We start from the raw sequence: 19,687 nt of genomic DNA, 5'->3' as shown, positions 1-19,687 counted from the left end.
AAGCGAGCATCTGGAGGGGAAATCAACCACAACTCACTACCTGGTAAATAGCAACAAAGTATGTGAAAACAGCCTTCATTTTAAATTAGAAGCGCTTTCATTCCAGTTAACCAAAACGACTCTTCAGAAGTTATCACCCTAGTTTATGTAATCACTGTCTTTTTTGATAATCAAGCTGACAATGTTCATTAAAAATCGTTATTTGCCTAACCGAAATGGACGAAGTCAAATAGTTGCTTATAGTAAATTATGTTATGTGAAATGAAAAACCAGTAATGGAAAATCCATTACTGGTTATATCGGTCCATCCTTTAAATTTTTAGTACTTATTAAAAGAAAAATCGTAATATCATCAAGGAAAGCACTCCAATCATAACCGTACCCAAGAGACTCCTCGTAAAAATGGCAACCAGGAAAGCAGGTAAAGCTGCGGATAAATTCAATGCATTATCCTTAATTGAAAAGACCTGTTCCGATAATAGTAGCTCTTGAGCCAACAACGCCGCCATTACAGCCACTGGCACATGCTTCAGCCAGTCAATGCCCCACTCAGGAATCTGCATTTTACTAAGCAGCATCAATGGAACGACTCTAGGTATGAAAGTTACAATCGAAGTCCCTATGATGACAGCAAGGATATATCCGCTTATTTCCATCTGCCAATCACCATCCCTATCGTTGAAGCTGCAATCGTCGCTACTATGACGCCAGTACTGCCAGGAAAGAAGAAGCTTACTGCAACAACGATTAATATGCTGCTAATTGCGACTGCAAGATCTATAAAAAAGGCTTTTTTACTTAAAATTTGCAAAACTAAAAGGCCGATGAACATCGCTGGCAAGGCGAAGTCCATCCCATATTTTTCGGGATCAGGAATCCATTGTCCAAAGAAACCGCCGGCCATATTTGCAATGAACCAATTTAAATAGGCTGCAAGATTCAAACCAAGCATCCATTTAAAATCGAGTTGTTTCTTTTTCTGTGCTGATGTGACGGCCACCCCAAACGTTTCATCCGTTAATAGGGCTCCCGTTATCATGTTTTGTTTCAAACTTTGATGCCTGAAATATGGTGCCAATGCAGCACTAAGTAAAAGATGGCGACTGTTCACAAAAAAAATCGTAAAAATAATGGCCGATACTGGATGACTTGCAGCTATCATCCCAGCCGCTATGAATTGTCCTGACCCTGCATAGAGTAAAAGCGACATAAGTGCCACTTCAATCATACTTAAGCCTGACGTTTTTTCTACGACTCCTGCAGCAAAACCGATACTTAAATATCCCAACAATGTAGGTATACAATCCTTAACTCCTTGCCAAAAGCCTTCCCCTTCTTTAACTTCGGAAAAGCCATCACTTTTCCATTCAGTGCTATCCTGACTCATAAGAATTCCACCCTTATTTTAATAAGTTCCTTCAATTTCCCCCCAGCTTGCCGAGCAGAATTGGCAACTCACTATATATTTCAATGATTTCTTCTATCCGCATTCTCACTAAACCGCTCGAAGAAGGGGCAACGAATTCCATTGTCCGCTTCGATGAAGGATCTCCTTGCAGCCCCCAAGAAATCTTCCGTAATTGACGATATTCCTGATAGACACCCTTGCCAACAAAACAGACAAGTTTAGGTTTATATTTTTCAATTTTCCTTTTTAGCTGCTTCCTTCCTTTTATGTACTCTTCTTTAGTGATTTCGTCAGCACCTTTTGTAGGCCTGGAAACGATATTGGTAAAACCATAACCTAGATCCATCAATGACGAGTCTTCAGTTGGGTGATATTTCCTTGGTGTCAGCCCTGACTCGAAGAGGATTTTCCAAAAACGATTGTTTGGATTCGCATAATGGTGGCCAGTCTCTCCTGACCGAATGCTTGGATTGAAACCAACAAACAATATATCCAGATTTTCCTTCAAATGATCAGCGATTCCTTCCATTGTAAAACTCCTTTTCAAATCTCTTATATAATTATTGTACAAAACTGAAAAATATTTAACTACCTTTTCCGCCATTTTCACAAACTTATCTCCAAAAACTTAACAACGATTTAAGTAGAATGAAGGATGATAACTCAATAATTTTATGACATCCTGTCAAATGGAATATTGAAGATCTATTGCTCTTCTTGAATTCAGTTGTCTTTTTTCACAGAAAGATGCATGCTATAAAACTAGGAAAAACTACACTCATGTCTCTTAATCGAATGAGTGTAGCTTAAGGAATCAAATGACCCCGACCAATTAACATAGCCCCTTTCATTTATTTTCCGTAATGAATCGAAAGACTGATAAATATGATATACCTTTGCTTAACCAATTGGCATGTACGAATCCAATGGCATTTCAAACGCAAAAAAAACAGCCACCTGATAGGTGGCTGCTTCTTCATATAACTTATTGTGCGTTATCAACGCGAACATATTTAATCTGATCCAGTGGGATTGTAATGATATCTAAGTCACTTTCATAGCCCGGAGCCGTTTCTGTTAATCGAATTATTTCATCGGTTACTGCATGTAACACTCCCACGAATAAATCACTGCTCGTAGCTACTTCGACCGTGTCCCCAATGTAATGTCTTAGTTGTCTATAAAAAATACTATCTAACAATGCATTTTCCTCCTTAAATAGGCTCTCTAACTGAATTTATGGCGTAAAGCGGAACAAATACAACAGATCCAGCTGCTTCAGTTATTACGACATAATCAGCTTCAATCGCACTTAATATTCCCGTCACAGGGGCAAAATCAGTTGATACCGTTACCGTTCTTCCTAGTAACCTTCTTAAAACCTTTTTCAAATCATGGTACGAATCTCTAGATGCACCTGGGGCTCCAGGTCTCCCCGGAGCTGTTCCATTTTCAATAAGCCATTTATAGTAGAGATAGTCGCAGGAATTCTTTTTACTTTGCTTCTCTTGCTTCTCACTGCTCATTTTTTTACCACCTTTTTTATTGTCTATTTTATTTCCTTCATCATTGTTCGCTTCTTTATTCCTTCATCCCCAATGCTCGGATTTCTTTTTTTCCTCTTCCTTTTTGCAACGGTCCCCCTTCCTTTCCTTAATACAGCACTGAACTCGTTGTCGATCGAGAAAGTGTATCCTTGTATGGTTCCAACCGAAAATGAATTTCGATCTGGATTTTTGCTACTATTTTACCTAGATTCGACCTCCTTGAATTCCTTGATCCATCAGAGTAAATTGATTTCTTTGTGGATCTTGTCTTTTTGCTGCGCCTTTCTTATATCGCTTCAAAAGTAGTATATTGATGACTGGTCTTTTCGGCTTGGACTAAATAACCTTTTTTTAATTACTTGAATTATTTTTTGAAGGTTTTACAAATCCATGTCCATTTCTTTAAAGGCTGAATATGATACATTTGAGGTGATAAGTATGAAATATAGACAAATAAGGGATTACATAAGTTTTGTAATTCCTTCATGCTACAAAACATCTGAACTAATCGAAGAATGTCCTGATACAGGGTCAAGTCAAGCAACTTATCCATTTTTCAAATGTTCACTTCCTATTAATATTGTTTTTTCAGAAGCATTAAATAAAGGTTATTATATAAGATGGGGGCAATTTGATGCTGACGATATTATTTGTTGTGCCATAACTGGAACGGATCAAGAGCCCATCTCATTCTTAAGACAAGAAATAAACACCGTTATTTCCCCATTTTCTTCAAACCAAATTAAACTTCTTTCATTTCCTGAATCGGGTGAAGTTTCCCCAAGAGGGAAGATATCATGAAATCAATAAGAGTCCTGATGGTGTTAGATACGATGGATGTAAGTGGAACGGAAACGCATGTTTTGAGTCTTGTGAAGGAATTACAGTCTAGAGGAATTTATACAGCAGTTGTTACAGGAAACGGGAGTATGATAAGTCGATTACGAGAAACGGGATGTAAAATTCATCAAATGAATTTTCCTAAAACATTAACAATCAATTCCGAGGCAGAATCTCTATTATTAAACAGTTTGGTAGATTTGTTACGAAAAGAACAGATTTCACTAGTGCATGGTCACCAGATTACATCGGGCAACATCGCTGCCAAGGCTGCGAAACTCTCAAACATTCCGTTCATATTCACTCTTCACGGGACATACTTCCCTGAATCTGATATAAAAAGTGTCTTACGGATTACAGATGCCGCAGTTGCGGTTAGTGAACCGGTAAAAAAACATATTCAGCCATTTTTCCCTAAGAATATTTCAATAATTGCAAATGGTATTGATACAACCGATTTTTCCCCTTCCCCTTCATTGGAATTAAGGGTAAAAATGAATATTCCTCCGAAAGCTAAAGTAATTCTATACTGCAGCAGGATAACTCGACATAAAGCAAGAATCTGCATGCTTTTAATCAAAGCCTGCAGGGATTTAAAATTAAAGGATATTCCCAACCTTCATGTGATCATCGTAGGCAACGGAAGCCAACTAAAGGATATTAAGAATATGGCAGCAAGTATCCATTCTTCGTGTAAGGAAGAGTTCATTCATTTCACCGGGGAACAACAAAATGTGAAGGACTATTATGCGCTTGCAGACTATGTTGTTGGTACTGGCAGGGTTGCTTTGGAAGCAATGGCATGCGAGAGACCCGTTATTTCGTGTGGAAATCTCGGATACTTTGGGGAAGTGAATAGTAATAACTTTCAACAAGCGTGGAAATGCTACTTTGGGGATCATGCTGCAAAACAGGCCAGCAGCCAGGCCATTATTTATCGGGACTTACGAAACCTCCATCAATCAAGTATTGGAGTTCAAACAGGCAGGGAATTAAGAAAATTTGTATTGGAACATTTCGATAGTAAAAAAAATATATTACCGCTTATTGAATTATATGAAAGCACAATTCAATCATTTGAACAGCAGCAGGCCATCAATTAATGGTTCTGCTGCTGTTTTGAAATATAAAACTCTCATAATGATAAAGATGGTCTTGGATAGGGGTGCTCTTGATTCTTTGCTAGGAGAATAAAACTACATAGATATTGGAGGCATAAGTCTCTCGATTTTTAAGATAACTTAAAAGCGTATACTTAATGGACACAGCTATGGGGCTGGGAACTGATTAAGTCTATAAATAGGATCTAGTTTTCATTGAAAGACTTTAATGACTTTTCTCGTAGGTATTTATGTACCTACGAGTTTTCATAGTAGGTAACTGAATTTCCTTTTGTGTACATCAACCTCTGCCTAACTCGGGAATTAGGAAACATTCTGCTGTTGTTGTTCGATATGATCATCTTTTCTTGCTGTGGACATCTTATTGATGGTAAAAAGAATTCCTGAAAGCCATATAATCACGATGCCTGTATAGATATATATATGGGCTTCAATCGGAATCCATGCGGCTAATAGGGTTCGTACATTGATTAAGATAATGAAACCACCTACTAAAACACCCATTAATTGAGCAGGTAGCATTCTGACGAGCCAGGCTGCAATTGGTGCCGCAACCACTCCGCCAATAATCAACGCGGCCACCCAAAGCCAATTGACCGCTTCCCATCCAAGAGAAAGGATAAAACCAAGACTTCCGAAGAAAGCGATGGCAAATTCACTCGTATCTACAGTTCCTACGGCTTTTCTCGCAGTCATCCCTTTTTTTGACAATAAAACAGGCGTTGCAATCGGGCCCCAGCCACCTCCGCCAGTTGCATCACAAAAGCCGGCAAAAAGGCCTAACGGAATGGATTGTTTTGCGGTTAATGGGTTTACCGTTTCGTTTTCCTTTGACGGTTTAAAAATAAATAAAAAGCGGAATAAAACGTACACACCAAGGCCAAATAAAAAAATGGCAATATACGGTTTAGCTAATTCGGCAGGAAGGTTGCTCAGGAAACATGCACCTACAAATGCGCCCACCGAACCTGGAATGATCAAGCGATAGACCATATTTTTATCCACGTTCCCAAACTTTATATGTGAAGCTCCGGACACTGCTGTGGTCACTACTTCCGATAAATGAACGGATGCCGATGCTACTGCAGGGGCAATCCCGAATGTCAGCAATAAGGAAGTGGAACTCACCCCATACCCCATTCCAAGTGAACCATCTATTAATTGGGCTAAAAACCCGATAAAGGCTAAAACAATTAACTTTTTCATGACCTTCCCCTTTTTCAATAAAATAGAACCTTGATAACATCGACCCGACAGACGGTTACAGTTGCCTGAATAGATCATTCAAATTTCTTTTAAGACACGAATAGGCACCTAACCAAAATGAAATGACATGTTGGTTAGGTGCCTTCAGTTTTTCTGATCAGCCCAATGATTTACTTATTCAGCTTCAACTGGCAAAAGCCTAGCTAAAAAACGATATCTTTCTTTTAAGGAATATTTATAAACATCCTCTATTGACTCTTTCAACAACTTAGATTTTGCCTCTTTTGAAAATGAACTCTTCTTAATAATCATCCTTGCTTCAAAAAGGAATTCAAGATATTCTTCAAATGACTCATCATATACTTCCCCTAAGTCATTCCGGATTTTTTTTGCCAGTGTCGGACTTGCTCCATTGGTAGAAACACTTATGGAAAGCATGCCTCTATTCAATGTAGCCGGAATATGAAAATTACCCAGCTCATGATTACTAATTACGTTTACTAACTGACTTTGGGATGTATTCTCATAAACTCGTTCATTAACTAATGTAGAGTTTGTTGCAACTATGATTAAAAAGGCATCTTTATAGTCGGTTTCTTCCACTTCTTTTAGTAAAACTCGAACCTTGCCTTCTTTTTCCAATAGTTGAAATCCCTCGCATATCTCAGGGCTTACGACGGTCACTTCAGCACCAGCTTCCAACAAGGGGCCGGCTTTAAAGTAACCAATTTTTCCACCGCCGATAATGACACACTTCTTGTTCGCGATATTAAGCGTAATTGGATACATAAGCTCCCTCTCCACTCACTTCATGAATTCGTTCTGATATTGCATGTTCAATCTTTGGATGATAACCTAAGTAACGGCAAAGTATGATTTTTTGCCTTCCCTTTTTTTGGATCTTTCTCAGCCTATTTTCGATTGACTTCATTAAGATACCAGTAAACAATAGGTAAGGAATGATAAAAACTTGGTTTGGTCGGGATTCCTCAGCAAAATCCAATGCTTCTTCAAAGCTTGGTGTGGCAGCTGTCAAATAACATTCCTGGACCCGGCTTTTTGGAAACCTGTTCCTAAGCAAATCCGCTATTCGGCCTAAATCCCTTTTCACATCGGGATCACTGCTGCCCCTTCCGACCAATAAAACCAAAGAATCCTCAGTAACCCGCTCTTTTGTTTCTTCCAACCGTTCCACTAAAATGTCAACCATTTTATCACTGACACCAATCGGTCTTCCGTATCTCAAGTCAACTGCAGGGAACCGTTTTTTCATTTTGTTCAATATGACTGGTATATCATATTTTGCATGTACAGCAGTCAGCAATAGAACGGGAATAGCGATGATTTTCGTCGCTCCTTTTTGTACACACCGTTCGTAGGCGTCTTCTATCGTTGGAGTTTCCAATTCTAAGAAGCAATACTCCTGAATGGAATTTGGCTGCGCTGCCATACAAACTTTAATAAAGTCAATGGCTTGGGCTGAAGCTTCTTTAACGCGGCTTCCATGGCAAATGTATAAAATGGCTTCCATTAAAATGCCTCATTTGCCAACAAATTTTCGGCTTGTTTTGCTTCAAACCATTTAATTTTTTCACGCAAATTAACGACATCGCCCACGACTATCATGCAAGGGTTCGAAATCTGTTCGTTTTTGGCCGTATCCACTACATTAGCCAAGGTACTGACAGCTGTCCTTTGTGTTTTTAAAGTCCCCCAATGGATGAGGGCTACCGGAGTCTCTGGACTTTTTCCATGCTCCATAAGTTTTCCTTGAATATATGGCAGGTTTTTAACACCCATGTAAATGGCTAATGTATCGATTCCTTTTGCAAGGGCTTCCCACTTGATATTATCCTCTTCATCCTTTTTCCGATGACCGGTGACGAACGCGAAAGATGAAGCGTGGTCCCTATGTGTAACTGGAATTCCTGCATAGGCTGTAGCGGCAATTCCAGCTGTAATTCCTGGTACAATTTCAAAGCTCACTCCACTTGTGGCAAGGGCTTCCGCTTCCTCTCCGCCTCTACCGAAGACGAATGGATCGCCACCTTTCAATCGGGTGACGACTTTTCCCTTTTTTGCATACTTGATCAGGAAACGATTGATAGTATCTTGCTGCAATAAATGGTAATCCGGAAGTTTACCGCAATTAATCAACTCTACATCGGCTTTTGCATAATTTAATAGATCTTTATTGACAAGTCGATCATATAAAATGACATCAGCTTCTTGAATGCATTTTAATCCTTTTAATGTAATTAAATCTGGATCTCCGGGACCGGCTCCTACTAGATATACTTTCCCCATTTATGCAACCTGCCTTCCCTTAGAGAATCGTTTCGAATTCCGATAAAATGAAACCAGCTCCATTTTTAATTTTCTTTTTTTCGTATAATGAGATGTCGTCCACCTCAGGCATTTTCAAATAATGCTTTTCCAGCTCGATATCAACAAGTTCAAACGCCTTTTCATCTGAATCGGCAACAATGATGACATGGATTGGCTCTTCCTTGATAGTGACTTCAAATCTGTATAGATTCATGAATTGCTTACCTTCCCCTATTAAACGGCCACTTCGGCCATTATATCATCAAGCTTACTTTGTAGCTCTGCTATTCCTACCCTTTCCACAAAATCAAGGAAGGTTTCGGATAGAAGCTTTGTTTCTTTGAAAAATAGGATCAGTTCTTTCAGAACATGATAGAGCTGTTCAGCTTCCACTTTTCCTTTAAGTTTTTCATTGAACTTCCCGCCTTCATTCAGCGTTCCTCCGACGTAAATCTCAAAAGCTTCGACCATCTTTTTGTCCTGATTTTTCATTTTTATGCCTTGAAGCCCTATTTCGGCGATTGCTCTTTGACCGCAATTATTCGGACAACCGACCATATGCATCCTTACAGGCACATCGAGATCTATTTCCTTGTCCAGTGTTTCAGAAATGGTCCTCATTCGTTTTTTTGTTTCAACGAGTGCCAGGTTACAATACTCGATGCCTGTACAAGAAACGGAATAACCAATGAATTTTTTTGGTTGATATGGAAATCTTTCAAAGATGGATTCCTGTTTTAATTCCTCAAGTTTTGCATCCGGCACATTTGGAATGATTAAATTTTGAGAATTACAGTTGCGGATTTCACCATTTCCATATTTCTTCGCAAGTTCGGCAAACTCGATCACTTCGTCTGGATTTAGACGACCAACTGGTATATTGACTCCAACATAGTTCAGACCATCTTGTTTTTGTTTATGGATGCCATAGAAATAACCTGCATTCCATCCCTTCACTGCACTTTCTCCCTTTTCAGGAAGCGGCCCCGTGTATTCCAGCAATTTTCCCTTGAATTGTTCAGGACCCCAGTCAGCCACAAGGAATTTCAATCGGGAGCGATGACGCTTTTCACGGTAGCCAAAGTCACGGAATATGGTCGTGATGGCTGCTGCTACTTCGACTGTTTTTTCAGGTAAAATGAATAAGTCAAGTTCTTCTGCCAGCATCGGAACGGAGGAAAGCCCCCCGCCCACTTTTACGTGAAAGCCAACTTCCATTACTCCATCAATTTCTTTTGTAGCTGGATTGAATGAAACACAGTTGATTTCAGCATTCGAAGCATTATGGATATTGGCACTAATGGACATTTTATATTTCCTTGGAAGGTTCGAATAGTCTTCGTTAAGGCGGAAATACTCAAATACATCATTAAGGACTTCACGTGTATCAAAAATTTCGTCAGGGTCGATGCCAGCTAATGCATTCCCGATGATATTACGTGTGATATCACCGCATGCACCGGCCGTAGTCAGTCCAACCTGTTCTAAACGGCTTAAGATATCCGGGACTTGTTCGATGGTCAACCAGTGAAATTGAATGGCTTGACGGGTTGTAATATCATATACATCCCTCCCATAATCTTTAGCGATGTTAGCTAGTGCCATTTGTTGATCATAAGTTAGGATACCTCCGGGAATAACGACACGCATCATCCAGTAACCAGCTTCTTTTGGCCGTTGCAGGTATAGGCCTGCCCATTTGAACATATCCCAATTCTCTTTAGGGATGGAATCAAAACCATTTGCAGCGTAATGTGGAATATCATCGAATATCTTCAATCCGTCTTTTTCCAATTTCCAGATTTCCGTTTTATTTTTAGCGATTAGTGGATTTTCCGACCAAAATTTCTCGTAAACCATTACATTTCCTCCTTGATTAGATCGCTTTCTTTGCTGTCAAATAGCCGATTACCTGTTCAACGCATTCTTCAATGCTGTATTGGTCGGATTCTAAAATGATTTCCGGTTGTTCAGGTTCTTCGTATGGAGAGTCGATTCCGGTAAAGTCTTTAATGATTCCCTTACGCGCCTTGTCATACAGACCTTTTGGATCACGCACTTCGCACTCTTCGATCGGACATTTTATGTATACTTCAATAAACTCGCCTTCTTCGAGTAAATCACGTACAATCTGCCGATCAGCTCTAAAAGGTGATATGAAGGCGGTCAATACGAACTGCCCACTATCCACGAAGAGCTTGGAAATCTCACCTATCCGCCTGATATTCTCGGTTCGATCCTCTTCAGAAAAACCTAAATCTTTATTTAAACCATGGCGGATATTATCACCATCCAAAACATAACTTCGAATATTCCGATTATATAACTCTTTAGCGACCGCGTTAGCAATCGTTGATTTTCCGGAACCAGATAGTCCTGTAAACCAAAGAACTGTGCTTTCATGCCCGTTCTGCTTCCGGCGGAGCTCCTTGGTCAATGACGTTTCATGCCAAGTGACATTCGTACTTTTACTCATATAATAATCCCCCTCATCATGTGATCCTTCAATTTATGTCCAATCAGTTATAAACTTCATTCTTTTTTAGACCTTCGATCAACACCTCGATGACTTCTTTACGGCTAAAGGTAGCTGGAGGAATTTCTCCATTTCGCAACATTTCCCTTACCTTCGTTCCGGACAGGATGACATGGTCTTCCTTTCCATGCGGACAAGTTTTAGCTGAAGCCATATTGCCACATGCTTTACAGTAAAAACTATGTTCAAAGAATAATAGTGTGATCCCTAATTCATCCGCGTTAAAATTCCCAAAGATTTTTTGAGCATCATATGTGCCGTAATAATCGCCCACACCCGCATGATCACGTCCGACGATAAAATGGGTGCAACCATAATTTTTACGGACCATCGCATGGAAAATGGCTTCTCTTGGTCCTGCATAACGCATGGCAGCAGGGAAAACGGCAAGAGAGACACGATCCTTGGGATAATATTTATCAAGCAGCACTTTATAGCTCTCCATTCGTACATCTGCCGGAATGTCATCGGATTTAGTGGCCCCTACAAGAGGGTTTAAGAATAAGCCATCGACAATCTCCAAAGCTGTCTTTTGAATGTATTCATGCGCACGGTGAACAGGGTTCCTCGTTTGGAATCCGACAACGGTTTCCCAGCCTTTTTCAGCAAAAGCTTTCCTTGTCTCAACTGGGTCCAAATAATGGGCTTGAAATAGCGGACGCTCTATTCTCTTGACTAACTTTATTTCTCCGCCGACATATACATCCCCGCGGTTATATAAATTTCTCACTCCAGGATGCTCCCCATCATCCGTTTGATATACTAAAGTCGCTTCCAATTGTTTATCGGGAGTGAAAATATCAGAAACGGAGAGGACCCCATATGTTTCACCCTCATGAGTCAGCTTCACTTCTTCACCTATAATAAGAGATTCTGCAGCTTTTTCAGTCAAAGGCAGCGTAATCGGGATGCTCCAAACATGGCCGCTGCTAAGTCTCATATCCTTGACAACTGTCTCATAATCACTTTTCGTAAAGAATCCTTTAATTGGACTGTAGGCACCAGTGCCTATCAATTCAAGGTCACTTAATGCTATTTCATCAATTTCGATTGACTTTGTTATTTTACTAAAATCATATTTTGGTTCCCAAAGATCGATTATTGTTCCTCCGTGCGGTAGACTGATTGTCATGCTAATTTCCCCCTATGGTTTCTATTTATTTTAAGATAAATGCAATCCGCATTCTGTTTTTTGCGCTCCTTGCCAACGGCCTGAGCGTAAGTCATCGGCATTGATGGCAGGTGCCGTACACGTTTTACAGCCAATGCTCGGATATCCATTATCATGCAGGATATTATACGGAAGTCCATTTTTGTGGGCGTAACGCCAAACATCTTTCCATGTCCAATGAATGAGTGGACATATTTTAATCGATTTGAACTTATTATCCTTGTTGATATACTCGGTCAGCGCCCTTGTTTCGGATTGCTCCCTCCGCAGTCCAGAAAGCCAGGCTGTTGCCGTTGAAAGCACATCAGTAAGCGGAGTGATTTTCCGGATGTTACAACACTTATTGGAATCACTAACCCATAATTCATCTCCATATTCCGCTGCTTGTTCCTCAAGCGTCAAGGCAGGTTTCTTCATTTCGATCGAAAGCCTTGGATATCTCTTTTTCACTTGATCGATCAGTTGGTAAGTTTCCTCGAAATGTACATCTGTATCCAGGAAAACAATTTTTGCCGATGGGTTGACCTTCGCCAATAAATCCGTAAGCACGATGCCTTCAATACCAAAACTACAGGCATAAATGAGTTTGTTTCCATATTGTTCATTCGCCCATTGCAGAACTTCCAAAGCACCTTTTGTCTCACTATCTTCAGGAAATGCAGGTAAATCCCCGGTGTTGAAATTTTCATAATTTATTAATGCAGCCAACTTTATTACCCCCTCTAAGAACTTGCTCTATGTTTCACAGGTTAGAGTAACTGTAGATCAATTCCCGTTGTAATCTTCTCGAGTTATACGATCCTAGGAAAAAGAGACGAATCTAACCAATACTCTCTTTATATCAGTTAAACCCGCCTCTAGTTTTTCTAGTCAGCAGATACCTTATTTAATTCTTAGTTTTTCATTTCTTTCCATTTGAATGATTTTACCATCTTGGACAATAAGTGTAATGGATCCATATTTCATTGAATTAAGCATTTCTTGAAGTCGTTCAAATATTTCTGCAAGCTGATTCTCTTTATCCAAACCTGTTCCCCCTTTAAGGAATTCCGGAATATCTTATTTTTAGAGGCTGATTAAACGAATTTCTTAAATTTATATAATTCCTAACAACCTTACATTGCTATGGTTTGCCAATAATTTTTTCGAAAAACAAAAATCTTTCCATGATGGAAAGATTCCAAGGTAAATATTCATTACCTTATCTTCCAAAATGATCAACATTTTGTTGGATGTAGCACCTTGCATATCATGCAGGTTGCTGGACTTCAAAGGGCCAATTCCCTCCGTCGCTCTGGATAAGTTTTATTATTTTAAATATTAACATAAATTTAATCCTTGTCAATGGAGTTTTCTTATAAATTAACTTGGTTTAATATACTGGTTGAACTGTTATTTTTATACACACTATTCCATTAATGATTTTATGTTCATTTAAATACGAAAATAGACTCATTTTTTTAGTTAAAGTCTCCAAAAAAATGCGCCTATTTTCATTAATTAGCCTATTATTGACGTCTGGCATTATTCAAAAAAAAATTATTCGAATACCAGTCCTTTTGTTGAAGTCGATAGCTTGCAGCCATTAATTCCTTAATTGAATCGCTTCTACAAATTCCTGAACCTGACTTTGAACCCGATCCACTAAATTCAAATCATTAATCGGGTTTTCTGAATTCTGTTTATCTATTTCCTTATCCACAAAATATATGCCCTGCAACGGCTCGCCTTTCAATATTGAAATTAATGGTTTAAGCGCGTAGTCTATCGCCAATAAATGCCTGTTACTTCCGCCAATCATAATTGGCAGCACTGGCTTTCCCTTAAAAGCTCCTTCTGGCAGCATATCAATCAAGGCTTTCAATATGCCTGTGTAAGAGGCCTTATATACAGGTGAACCAATAATAATTCCTCTAGCTTCTTGAATTTTTTCTGAAAGCTTTAAAATTTCTTCACTATTATATTTCCCCTGGAATAAATCATCTGCTGAGAATTCCGTAATTGAGTAATAAGTTGTGGTAAATCCTTCTTTTTCAACTAAAGATTGAATATGTTTTAGTGATATGTCCGTTCTTGATGGAACCGCTGGACTTCCTGATAAAATTACGATTTCGCTCATTATAAATCCCCTCCATGTTACATGATTTCCAGATAAAATCCTCATAATGTCATATCGTGCAGCATGTATTTATCGTAATAGTCTGAAAAATATAAGTCAAATCTTACACACCTGTTTATTTAATTCACGAATTGACTTCGTCAATAAGAATGATCGCTTCCCATTCAAAAATAAAACGGTCATATTTACGGCTTGATGCTCATGCCTTTAAATATGACCGTTTTATTATGTATGATTGTTTTTCCCATGAATACCATAAACCAAAAGTTGAGCAATGCTCTTAATTCGCTCAGCAGTAAAATATGGTTCCTTTTTCTGTTGATGAATCTCATAATGAGTGGATAACGCCAATGTGAAGGAAATGATCCCTACATTAAATAGAATAATATCAGAAATATAATGTATCTCTCCGCTATCTATTCTTTTTTGTATTTCTACATGTTTGGCATTCGGCTTGAAAATCTGATCCACATATTGCTTTGAAATATCTTGATCGAATTGCGTTTCCCGAAATAATATCGAAAATTGTTCTTTATTTTCCAGAATTTTGTTTATCATGGTGCAAACGTGATTCTCCACAAGATCATCAGTAGATAGATGGCTAGTCCCGTCTTCAGACTCCTCTTTTTCATTAGGAGTAATTGTAGCCAGAAGCAAATCTTTTTTGCTTTCAAAGTATTTATAAATAGTAGCTTCGGAAACATTGCATGCAGAGGCAATTTCATTCGTTCTTGTCATGTCAAAACCTTTGGTGGCAAAAAGCGTCCGGGCTACATTTATGATTCGTTCTTTGGTTTGCTGCCCTTTTTTCAAAAATATCAACCTTCTTTTATAAAGATAAGACCGGTTTCACCAATCTATTTCCCATGATATCTCGATGGTGCTAATCGGTCAATATTACCTTTGATCTATAGAAATCAATATTCCCAAATATCATATATAGAAAACATCGTCTGAATGCGACGATGTTTTCTTTTTCAGAAAATCATTTAAAAGATGCATAGCCATCATCAACCATGACTACACTTCCATTGATTGCATCCGCTTCTTCCAAAGATAATAGATAGACAGCATTTGCGATTGCTTCGGGCTTAATTAATTTACCGCGCATTTGACTTGCATGCAATTTATCGATGATTCCCATATCCTTATAGCCTTGTATGATTGGAGTGTCAACACCGCCTGGTGCAATGCCCACTACGCGTATTCCGTAAGCACCCAATTCCAAAGCAGCTGTCTGTGTCATCATCCTTACGGCGCCTTTAGACGCTTGATAGGCGAAAGTCCCGTGGGAAGCTAAGTAGCCAAACACAGAGGCTGTATTTATAATGACACCATTGTTACCTAGTTCCTTCATTTTTCGTCCCGCTGCCATGATTCCAAAGGCCACTCCGTGCTGGTTCACACCAATCGTTTTGAAGTACCCTTCCATATCTTGATCGAGGATCATCCCACCGCCCCCGATGCCGGCATTATTAAACATGATATCGACCCTTCCGTATGCTTCCACCGCTTTATTGATTAACGCTTCAACCTCTTCAAGCTTAGAAACATCCGTTTTTACATAAATGGCCTCTCCGCCATCCGCTTTAATCCGTTCAACGGTTTCCTGTCCCATTTCATCATTAAAATCCGCAACAACGACCTTGTCCCCTTTTTCTGCGAATTTCAAGCATGCTGCTCGGCCAATTCCGCTTGCTCCTCCTGTAATAACTGCAACTCTTGCTGTCATATACATTCCCCTTTCAAGCCAAAATAAAAATGTAAGTAAATACTTACTTTTTTTATTGTAGAACTATAGAATAGTAAATTCAAGCAATATATTATTTTAATCACTTTCAGTCAATAGCACATAAAAGTAAAAGCTGTCCTAATGATAGGACAGCTTTTACTTTGGTTAACAGGTTTTCAATTCTTCTTTAAATATGGATGTCTTCACCATTTCTATGAAAAGCTGCATGAAACGATCATCCCCTGTTAATTCTGGATGAAAAGCACTGACAAGGACATGTTCTTGTCTCGCAGCCACAACATTCTCTTCATAAACAGCCAATATCTCCACATCTTCTCCAATACCATCCGCGAATGGCGCCCGGATGAAAACTGCCTTAAAAGGTTCTTCCAGTCCTTTGATTGATAGTTCGGCCTCGAAACTATCCCTTTGGCGGCCAAACCCGTTTCTTTTCACGGAAATGTCCATTAGTTCAAGATAGGCCTTCTCATCACCATTCAATTCATTGGCCGCCAATACCATCCCCGCACATGTACCGAAAATAGGTTTTTTATGTTCGAAGAAAGTTTTGATCGGTTCCATAAATCCGTATCGATCCATTAGCTTTCTCATCGTAGTGCTTTCTCCGCCTGGAATGATTAAGCCATCGATTTCATGCAACTGTTCGGGTTTTTTTACTATTATTGCTTGTTGGCCGGCAGCTTTGATTTGGTTCAAGTGTTCCTCGACTGCACCCTGTAATCCCAAAACACCGATAGTTATCATATTACCATCCACGTTCCTGCATCCGTTCTGCTGGAGCTAGTTTAGAAATATCAATTCCTTTCATTGCACTGCCCAACTCTTTTGACAACCGGCCAATCAACTCATAATCGGTGAAATATGTAGTAGCTTGAACGATTGCCGATGCGAATTTTTCTGGATTCTCTGATTTAAAAATACCAGATCCCACGAATACGCCATCTGCTCCCAATTCCATCATAAGCGCTGCATCTGCTGGAGTGGCAATTCCGCCAGCTGCAAAGTTAACTACAGGCAATTTTCCTGTCCGTTTGATTTCTCTTAAAATTTCGAAAGGGGCACCGATATTTTTTGCTTCAGTCATTAATTCATCATCACTCATGATGCTCACTTTACGAATTTGGGACTGTACCTTTCTCATATGACGCACAGCTTCCACAATATTACCCGTACCTGGTTCTCCTTTTGTACGAAGCATCGATGCTCCTTCGCCAATACGGCGTGAAGCTTCGCCTAAATCACGGCAACCACAAACGAAAGGAACTGTGAAATCACTTTTTAAAATATGATATTCTTCATCGGCAGGAGTCAGCACTTCACTTTCATCGATATAATCCACTCCCATGGATTCCAGAATCCTTGATTCAACAATATGGCCAATCCTTGCTTTAGCCATGACTGGGATAGATACAGCATTCATTACTTCCTCAACGATACGCGGATCCGCCATTCTTGCTACTCCACCAGCAGCACGAATATCTGAAGGTACCCTTTCCAATGCCATGACTGCAACAGCACCTGATGCTTCAGCGATTTTTGCTTGTTCTGCATTAATGACGTCCATAATTACGCCACCTTTTTGCATTTGTGCCATTCCTCTTTTTACTGTGTCAGTTCCTAATAATTTTTCCATTTCTCTTCCCCCTAATATTTGCATTTTTTAGATTTGTTAGGCTTAGTATAAAAAAATGTTGACCGCATTGAAAGTGTCAGTTTTAATAAATTTAATGGGTTCAGTTAATTTTATCGAAAAAGGTGGAAACAAAATGAATATGCTAACTTGTGATTTAAATCGATTTAGTGAAGTTCCTTTGTACGAACAATTATATTCACATATTAAAAAAGAAATCATTGATGGCCGTCTACTTTACGGCACAAAACTGCCCTCCAAACGTAAATTGGCAGAGTTCCTTCAGATTAGTCAAAACACTGTCGAGACTGCATATGAACAATTAACTGCTGAAGGATACGTTGAAGTCATACCAAGAAAAGGTTACTATATTCAAACATTTGAGGATCTAGAGTATACACAAACCAACCAAGTTTCCTTGGAAAAAATTAATGATAAAGAAGGGGAAGTGTTGTATCATTTTCATCCCAGCCAAATTGATACGGAAAACTTCCCTTTTGAAAAATGGAGAAAATACACGAAAAATAAAATTGATGAAGCACATCAAGAACTTCTTTTACTGGGGGATTCTCAAGGAGAATATGAATTACGATGTGAAATTGCCCATTATTTGTATCATGCACGCGGAGTTCAATGCGTTCCCGAACAGATCATCATTGGTGCAGGAATGGAAATTTTATTGCAGCAGCTTGTCCTTCTTTTCGATAAAAATACCATTTATGGTGTTGAAGATCCAGGGTATCACTTGATTCACCGGATATTACGCAGCTACCCAAATGAAGTCCATCCACTGCAAATTGATGAAGAAGGCGTAAAGGTCAACCCAATTGAGAATTCAAAGATCGACGTAGTGTATGTCACTCCATCACATCACTTCCCTTATGGGACAATCCTATCTGTTAACAGACGGACTCGATTGTTGAACTGGGCTCAAGGTGCAGCAAACCGCTATATTATCGAAGACGATTATGATAGTGAATTTCGTTATAGTGGAAAAACAATTCCTTCCTTACAAAGTATGGATGCTGGTGAAAAGGTGATTTACTTAGGATCATTCTCCAAATCTTTGATGCCATCAATTCGGATCAGTTATATGGTTCTTCCCGCCCCATTGTTACAAATGCATCAACAGGAATTATCCTTTTACCATTCAAGCGTTTCACGGATTGATCAACATGTGTTGACACAGTTCATGAAGGAAGGGGATTTCGAAAAGCATTTAAATCGGATGAGGAAAGTTTACAGGCGCAAGTTGGATAAAGTGATCGATCTGTTTAAACCCCATGAGCAAATAAACATCATTGGTGAACGCTCAGGATTACATATCGTTCTCATCGTTAAGAACGGCATGGACGAACAGACACTTATTCAAAAGGCAAACAAAGACCATATTAAAATATATGGACTTTCCACATATTCAATCGAAAAAATTGACGAAAATCCCCCAAAAATCATTTTGGGCTTCGCGGGGATTCCTGAAGATGAATTGGAAAAGGCCATTAACCTTTTATTGAAATCGTGGGGTTTATGAAGACGTGAACTTCTTTAAGTTTGTCGATTAAAATGGGGTTCGGAATGCTCTCATCCCGATTCCCTTTCTTGATTTTAATATAAGACTTTTATTTGTGATGAAACCAAATTGAGGAATTGTGCGACACTCCTGCCAAAAGTCTGGAGCCTCCTCACCGCTAAATGCTTGCGGTGAGGAGCTTGGCAAGGAACCGGCGGGAAGAAGCCGATTTCAATATGTGGACCGCAAAAAGAATGCTACGGAGTCCGAATAATGCGGGACGGTCGAATAAAGTGCGATGTAGGACGAAAAAGTACGGTGTACGGCCGAATATTTGCTCCGGCTGAAAACAACTGAGACGTTTTTTAAAAAAATACTGCAGGCAAACTCGCTTTTCTTCGAGTTTGTCTACAGTCTGGGAAGTTCACTGTCGTGAACTTCTCAGTTTGTAGACAAAAGGGGTTCGGAATTAAAAAATTCCGAACCCCTTTTTGAGATTCCCTTTGAATTTTTGCCTG

At 39.3% G+C, this 19,687-nt stretch carries 23 protein-coding genes and 1 riboswitch; of the genes, 3 read left to right on the top strand and 20 right to left on the bottom strand.

Annotation, left to right across the window (positions count from 1 at the left end; all coding sequences use genetic code 11):
* Window positions 1-329 precede the first annotated feature (329 nt).
* From SB775_RS25465 to SB775_RS25445, 5 genes are all read right to left on the bottom strand, one after another.
* Window positions 330-656: an AzlD domain-containing protein gene (locus tag SB775_RS25465; protein ID WP_284470637.1), complete on the bottom strand. Its 327-nt coding sequence runs from the start codon at window positions 654-656 to the stop codon at window positions 330-332.
* Complete coding sequence (locus SB775_RS25460) at window positions 647-1,387, bottom strand: AzlC family ABC transporter permease (protein ID WP_410863914.1); 741 nt, start codon at window positions 1,385-1,387, stop codon at window positions 647-649. The genes SB775_RS25465 and SB775_RS25460 overlap by 10 nt, the downstream gene beginning before the upstream one ends.
* A gap of 31 nt (window positions 1,388-1,418) precedes the next feature.
* Window positions 1,419-1,937 carry a mismatch-specific DNA-glycosylase gene (locus tag SB775_RS25455; protein ID WP_089364673.1) on the bottom strand — a complete coding sequence of 173 codons (519 nt, stop codon included), beginning with the start codon at window positions 1,935-1,937 and terminating at the stop codon, window positions 1,419-1,421.
* Between the two features lie 456 nt (window positions 1,938-2,393).
* Window positions 2,394-2,609 carry an LSm family protein gene (locus SB775_RS25450; RefSeq protein WP_410863912.1) on the bottom strand — a complete coding sequence of 72 codons (216 nt, stop codon included), beginning with the start codon at window positions 2,607-2,609 and terminating at the stop codon, window positions 2,394-2,396.
* 13 nt (window positions 2,610-2,622) lie between these two features.
* Window positions 2,623-2,934, bottom strand: a complete 312-nt coding sequence (locus SB775_RS25445) for a DUF2642 domain-containing protein (protein ID WP_410863910.1) — start codon at window positions 2,932-2,934, stop codon at window positions 2,623-2,625.
* A gap of 459 nt (window positions 2,935-3,393) precedes the next feature.
* Between SB775_RS25445 and SB775_RS25440 the strand changes: the two genes are divergently transcribed.
* The gene (locus SB775_RS25440; protein ID WP_410863909.1) at window positions 3,394-3,756 is read left to right on the top strand and encodes a hypothetical protein; all 363 of its coding nucleotides are present in this window, start codon (window positions 3,394-3,396) and stop codon (window positions 3,754-3,756) included.
* Window positions 3,753-4,898, top strand: coding sequence for a glycosyltransferase (locus SB775_RS25435; RefSeq protein ID WP_410863908.1), 1,146 nt, complete (start codon window positions 3,753-3,755; stop codon window positions 4,896-4,898). Before SB775_RS25440 ends, SB775_RS25435 begins: the two co-directional genes overlap by 4 nt.
* A 321-nt stretch (window positions 4,899-5,219) precedes the next feature.
* Here SB775_RS25435 and SB775_RS25430 read toward each other — a convergent pair whose 3' ends face one another.
* The 15 genes from SB775_RS25430 to pdxS all read right to left on the bottom strand — a co-directional run bounded on the left by SB775_RS25430 (window position 5,220) and on the right by pdxS (window position 17,662).
* On the bottom strand, window positions 5,220-6,122 hold the full coding sequence (locus tag SB775_RS25430; protein ID WP_089364668.1) for a sulfite exporter TauE/SafE family protein: 903 nt from the start codon (window positions 6,120-6,122) through the stop codon (window positions 5,220-5,222).
* Window positions 6,123-6,296: 174 nt separating this feature from the next.
* The gene (locus SB775_RS25425; RefSeq protein WP_317777911.1) at window positions 6,297-6,911 is read right to left on the bottom strand and encodes an NAD(P)-binding protein; all 615 of its coding nucleotides are present in this window, start codon (window positions 6,909-6,911) and stop codon (window positions 6,297-6,299) included.
* On the bottom strand, window positions 6,892-7,653 hold the full coding sequence (locus SB775_RS25420; protein ID WP_061463376.1) for a sirohydrochlorin chelatase: 762 nt from the start codon (window positions 7,651-7,653) through the stop codon (window positions 6,892-6,894). Before SB775_RS25420 ends, SB775_RS25425 begins: the two co-directional genes overlap by 20 nt.
* Complete coding sequence (gene cobA / locus SB775_RS25415) at window positions 7,653-8,429, bottom strand: uroporphyrinogen-III C-methyltransferase (RefSeq protein ID WP_410863906.1); 777 nt, start codon at window positions 8,427-8,429, stop codon at window positions 7,653-7,655. Before cobA ends, SB775_RS25420 begins: the two co-directional genes overlap by 1 nt.
* Before the next feature lie 19 nt (window positions 8,430-8,448).
* A complete protein-coding gene (locus tag SB775_RS25410; protein ID WP_061463378.1) occupies window positions 8,449-8,664 on the bottom strand; it encodes a DUF3906 family protein in 216 nt (71 codons plus the stop codon).
* Window positions 8,665-8,684: 20 nt separating this feature from the next.
* Window positions 8,685-10,310 (bottom strand): nitrite/sulfite reductase, encoded by a 1,626-nt coding sequence (locus SB775_RS25405; protein WP_410863904.1) that lies wholly within the window; start codon window positions 10,308-10,310, stop codon window positions 8,685-8,687.
* A gap of 16 nt (window positions 10,311-10,326) precedes the next feature.
* A complete protein-coding gene (gene cysC / locus SB775_RS25400; RefSeq protein WP_410863903.1) occupies window positions 10,327-10,926 on the bottom strand; it encodes an adenylyl-sulfate kinase in 600 nt (199 codons plus the stop codon).
* 43 nt (window positions 10,927-10,969) lie between these two features.
* On the bottom strand, window positions 10,970-12,118 hold the full coding sequence (gene sat / locus SB775_RS25395) for a sulfate adenylyltransferase (protein WP_410863901.1): 1,149 nt from the start codon (window positions 12,116-12,118) through the stop codon (window positions 10,970-10,972).
* Window positions 12,119-12,148: 30 nt separating this feature from the next.
* Window positions 12,149-12,853 (bottom strand): phosphoadenylyl-sulfate reductase, encoded by a 705-nt coding sequence (locus tag SB775_RS25390; protein WP_410863916.1) that lies wholly within the window; start codon window positions 12,851-12,853, stop codon window positions 12,149-12,151.
* 186 nt (window positions 12,854-13,039) lie between these two features.
* On the bottom strand, window positions 13,040-13,156 hold the full coding sequence (locus SB775_RS25385) for a YezD family protein (protein ID WP_375166291.1): 117 nt from the start codon (window positions 13,154-13,156) through the stop codon (window positions 13,040-13,042).
* Between the two features lie 199 nt (window positions 13,157-13,355).
* Window positions 13,356-13,462, bottom strand: a riboswitch (SAM riboswitch).
* 280 nt (window positions 13,463-13,742) lie between these two features.
* Window positions 13,743-14,276, bottom strand: coding sequence for an NADPH-dependent FMN reductase (gene ssuE / locus SB775_RS25380; protein WP_284470628.1), 534 nt, complete (start codon window positions 14,274-14,276; stop codon window positions 13,743-13,745).
* A gap of 225 nt (window positions 14,277-14,501) precedes the next feature.
* Entirely contained in the window at window positions 14,502-15,089 is a 588-nt protein-coding gene (locus SB775_RS25375; RefSeq protein WP_089364662.1) for a TetR/AcrR family transcriptional regulator, read from the bottom strand.
* A 172-nt stretch (window positions 15,090-15,261) separates the two neighbouring features.
* Window positions 15,262-16,008, bottom strand: a complete 747-nt coding sequence (locus SB775_RS25370; RefSeq protein WP_410863900.1) for an SDR family NAD(P)-dependent oxidoreductase — start codon at window positions 16,006-16,008, stop codon at window positions 15,262-15,264.
* Window positions 16,009-16,173: 165 nt separating this feature from the next.
* Window positions 16,174-16,773, bottom strand: coding sequence for a pyridoxal 5'-phosphate synthase glutaminase subunit PdxT (gene pdxT / locus SB775_RS25365; RefSeq protein ID WP_089364660.1), 600 nt, complete (start codon window positions 16,771-16,773; stop codon window positions 16,174-16,176).
* Window position 16,774: 1 nt separating this feature from the next.
* Window positions 16,775-17,662 (bottom strand): pyridoxal 5'-phosphate synthase lyase subunit PdxS, encoded by an 888-nt coding sequence (gene pdxS, locus SB775_RS25360; protein ID WP_089364659.1) that lies wholly within the window; start codon window positions 17,660-17,662, stop codon window positions 16,775-16,777.
* A gap of 133 nt (window positions 17,663-17,795) precedes the next feature.
* Between pdxS and pdxR the strand changes: the two genes are divergently transcribed.
* On the top strand, window positions 17,796-19,190 hold the full coding sequence (pdxR, locus tag SB775_RS25355; RefSeq protein WP_410863899.1) for a MocR-like pyridoxine biosynthesis transcription factor PdxR: 1,395 nt from the start codon (window positions 17,796-17,798) through the stop codon (window positions 19,188-19,190).
* Window positions 19,191-19,687 lie beyond the last annotated feature (497 nt).

This window comes from Peribacillus sp. SIMBA_075, from assembly GCF_046534585.1.
Note: the sequence above shows the minus strand (reverse complement) of the source record. Positions and strands in the feature narration are given on the sequence as shown.

Excerpts from the sequence above, each read along its gene's own strand:
- SB775_RS25465 (WP_284470637.1), bottom strand. The coding sequence starts at position 656 with ATGGAAATAAGCGGATATATCCTTGCTGTCATCATAGGGACTTCGATT.
- SB775_RS25460 (WP_410863914.1), bottom strand. The coding sequence starts at position 1,387 with ATGAGTCAGGATAGCACTGAATGGAAAAGTGATGGCTTTTCCGAAGTT.
- SB775_RS25455 (WP_089364673.1), bottom strand. The coding sequence starts at position 1,937 with ATGGAAGGAATCGCTGATCATTTGAAGGAAAATCTGGATATATTGTTT.
- SB775_RS25445 (WP_410863910.1), bottom strand. The coding sequence starts at position 2,934 with ATGAGCAGTGAGAAGCAAGAGAAGCAAAGTAAAAAGAATTCCTGCGAC.
- SB775_RS25440 (WP_410863909.1), top strand. The coding sequence starts at position 3,394 with ATGAAATATAGACAAATAAGGGATTACATAAGTTTTGTAATTCCTTCA.
- SB775_RS25435 (WP_410863908.1), top strand. The coding sequence starts at position 3,753 with ATGAAATCAATAAGAGTCCTGATGGTGTTAGATACGATGGATGTAAGT.
- SB775_RS25430 (WP_089364668.1), bottom strand. The coding sequence starts at position 6,122 with ATGAAAAAGTTAATTGTTTTAGCCTTTATCGGGTTTTTAGCCCAATTA.
- SB775_RS25425 (WP_317777911.1), bottom strand. The coding sequence starts at position 6,911 with ATGTATCCAATTACGCTTAATATCGCGAACAAGAAGTGTGTCATTATC.
- SB775_RS25420 (WP_061463376.1), bottom strand. The coding sequence starts at position 7,653 with ATGGAAGCCATTTTATACATTTGCCATGGAAGCCGCGTTAAAGAAGCT.
- cobA (WP_410863906.1), bottom strand. The coding sequence starts at position 8,429 with ATGGGGAAAGTATATCTAGTAGGAGCCGGTCCCGGAGATCCAGATTTA.
- SB775_RS25410 (WP_061463378.1), bottom strand. The coding sequence starts at position 8,664 with ATGAATCTATACAGATTTGAAGTCACTATCAAGGAAGAGCCAATCCAT.
- SB775_RS25405 (WP_410863904.1), bottom strand. The coding sequence starts at position 10,310 with ATGGTTTACGAGAAATTTTGGTCGGAAAATCCACTAATCGCTAAAAAT.
- cysC (WP_410863903.1), bottom strand. The coding sequence starts at position 10,926 with ATGAGTAAAAGTACGAATGTCACTTGGCATGAAACGTCATTGACCAAG.
- sat (WP_410863901.1), bottom strand. The coding sequence starts at position 12,118 with ATGACAATCAGTCTACCGCACGGAGGAACAATAATCGATCTTTGGGAA.
- ssuE (WP_284470628.1), bottom strand. The coding sequence starts at position 14,276 with ATGAGCGAAATCGTAATTTTATCAGGAAGTCCAGCGGTTCCATCAAGA.
- SB775_RS25370 (WP_410863900.1), bottom strand. The coding sequence starts at position 16,008 with ATGACAGCAAGAGTTGCAGTTATTACAGGAGGAGCAAGCGGAATTGGC.
- pdxT (WP_089364660.1), bottom strand. The coding sequence starts at position 16,773 with ATGATAACTATCGGTGTTTTGGGATTACAGGGTGCAGTCGAGGAACAC.
- pdxS (WP_089364659.1), bottom strand. The coding sequence starts at position 17,662 with ATGGAAAAATTATTAGGAACTGACACAGTAAAAAGAGGAATGGCACAA.
- pdxR (WP_410863899.1), top strand. The coding sequence starts at position 17,796 with ATGAATATGCTAACTTGTGATTTAAATCGATTTAGTGAAGTTCCTTTG.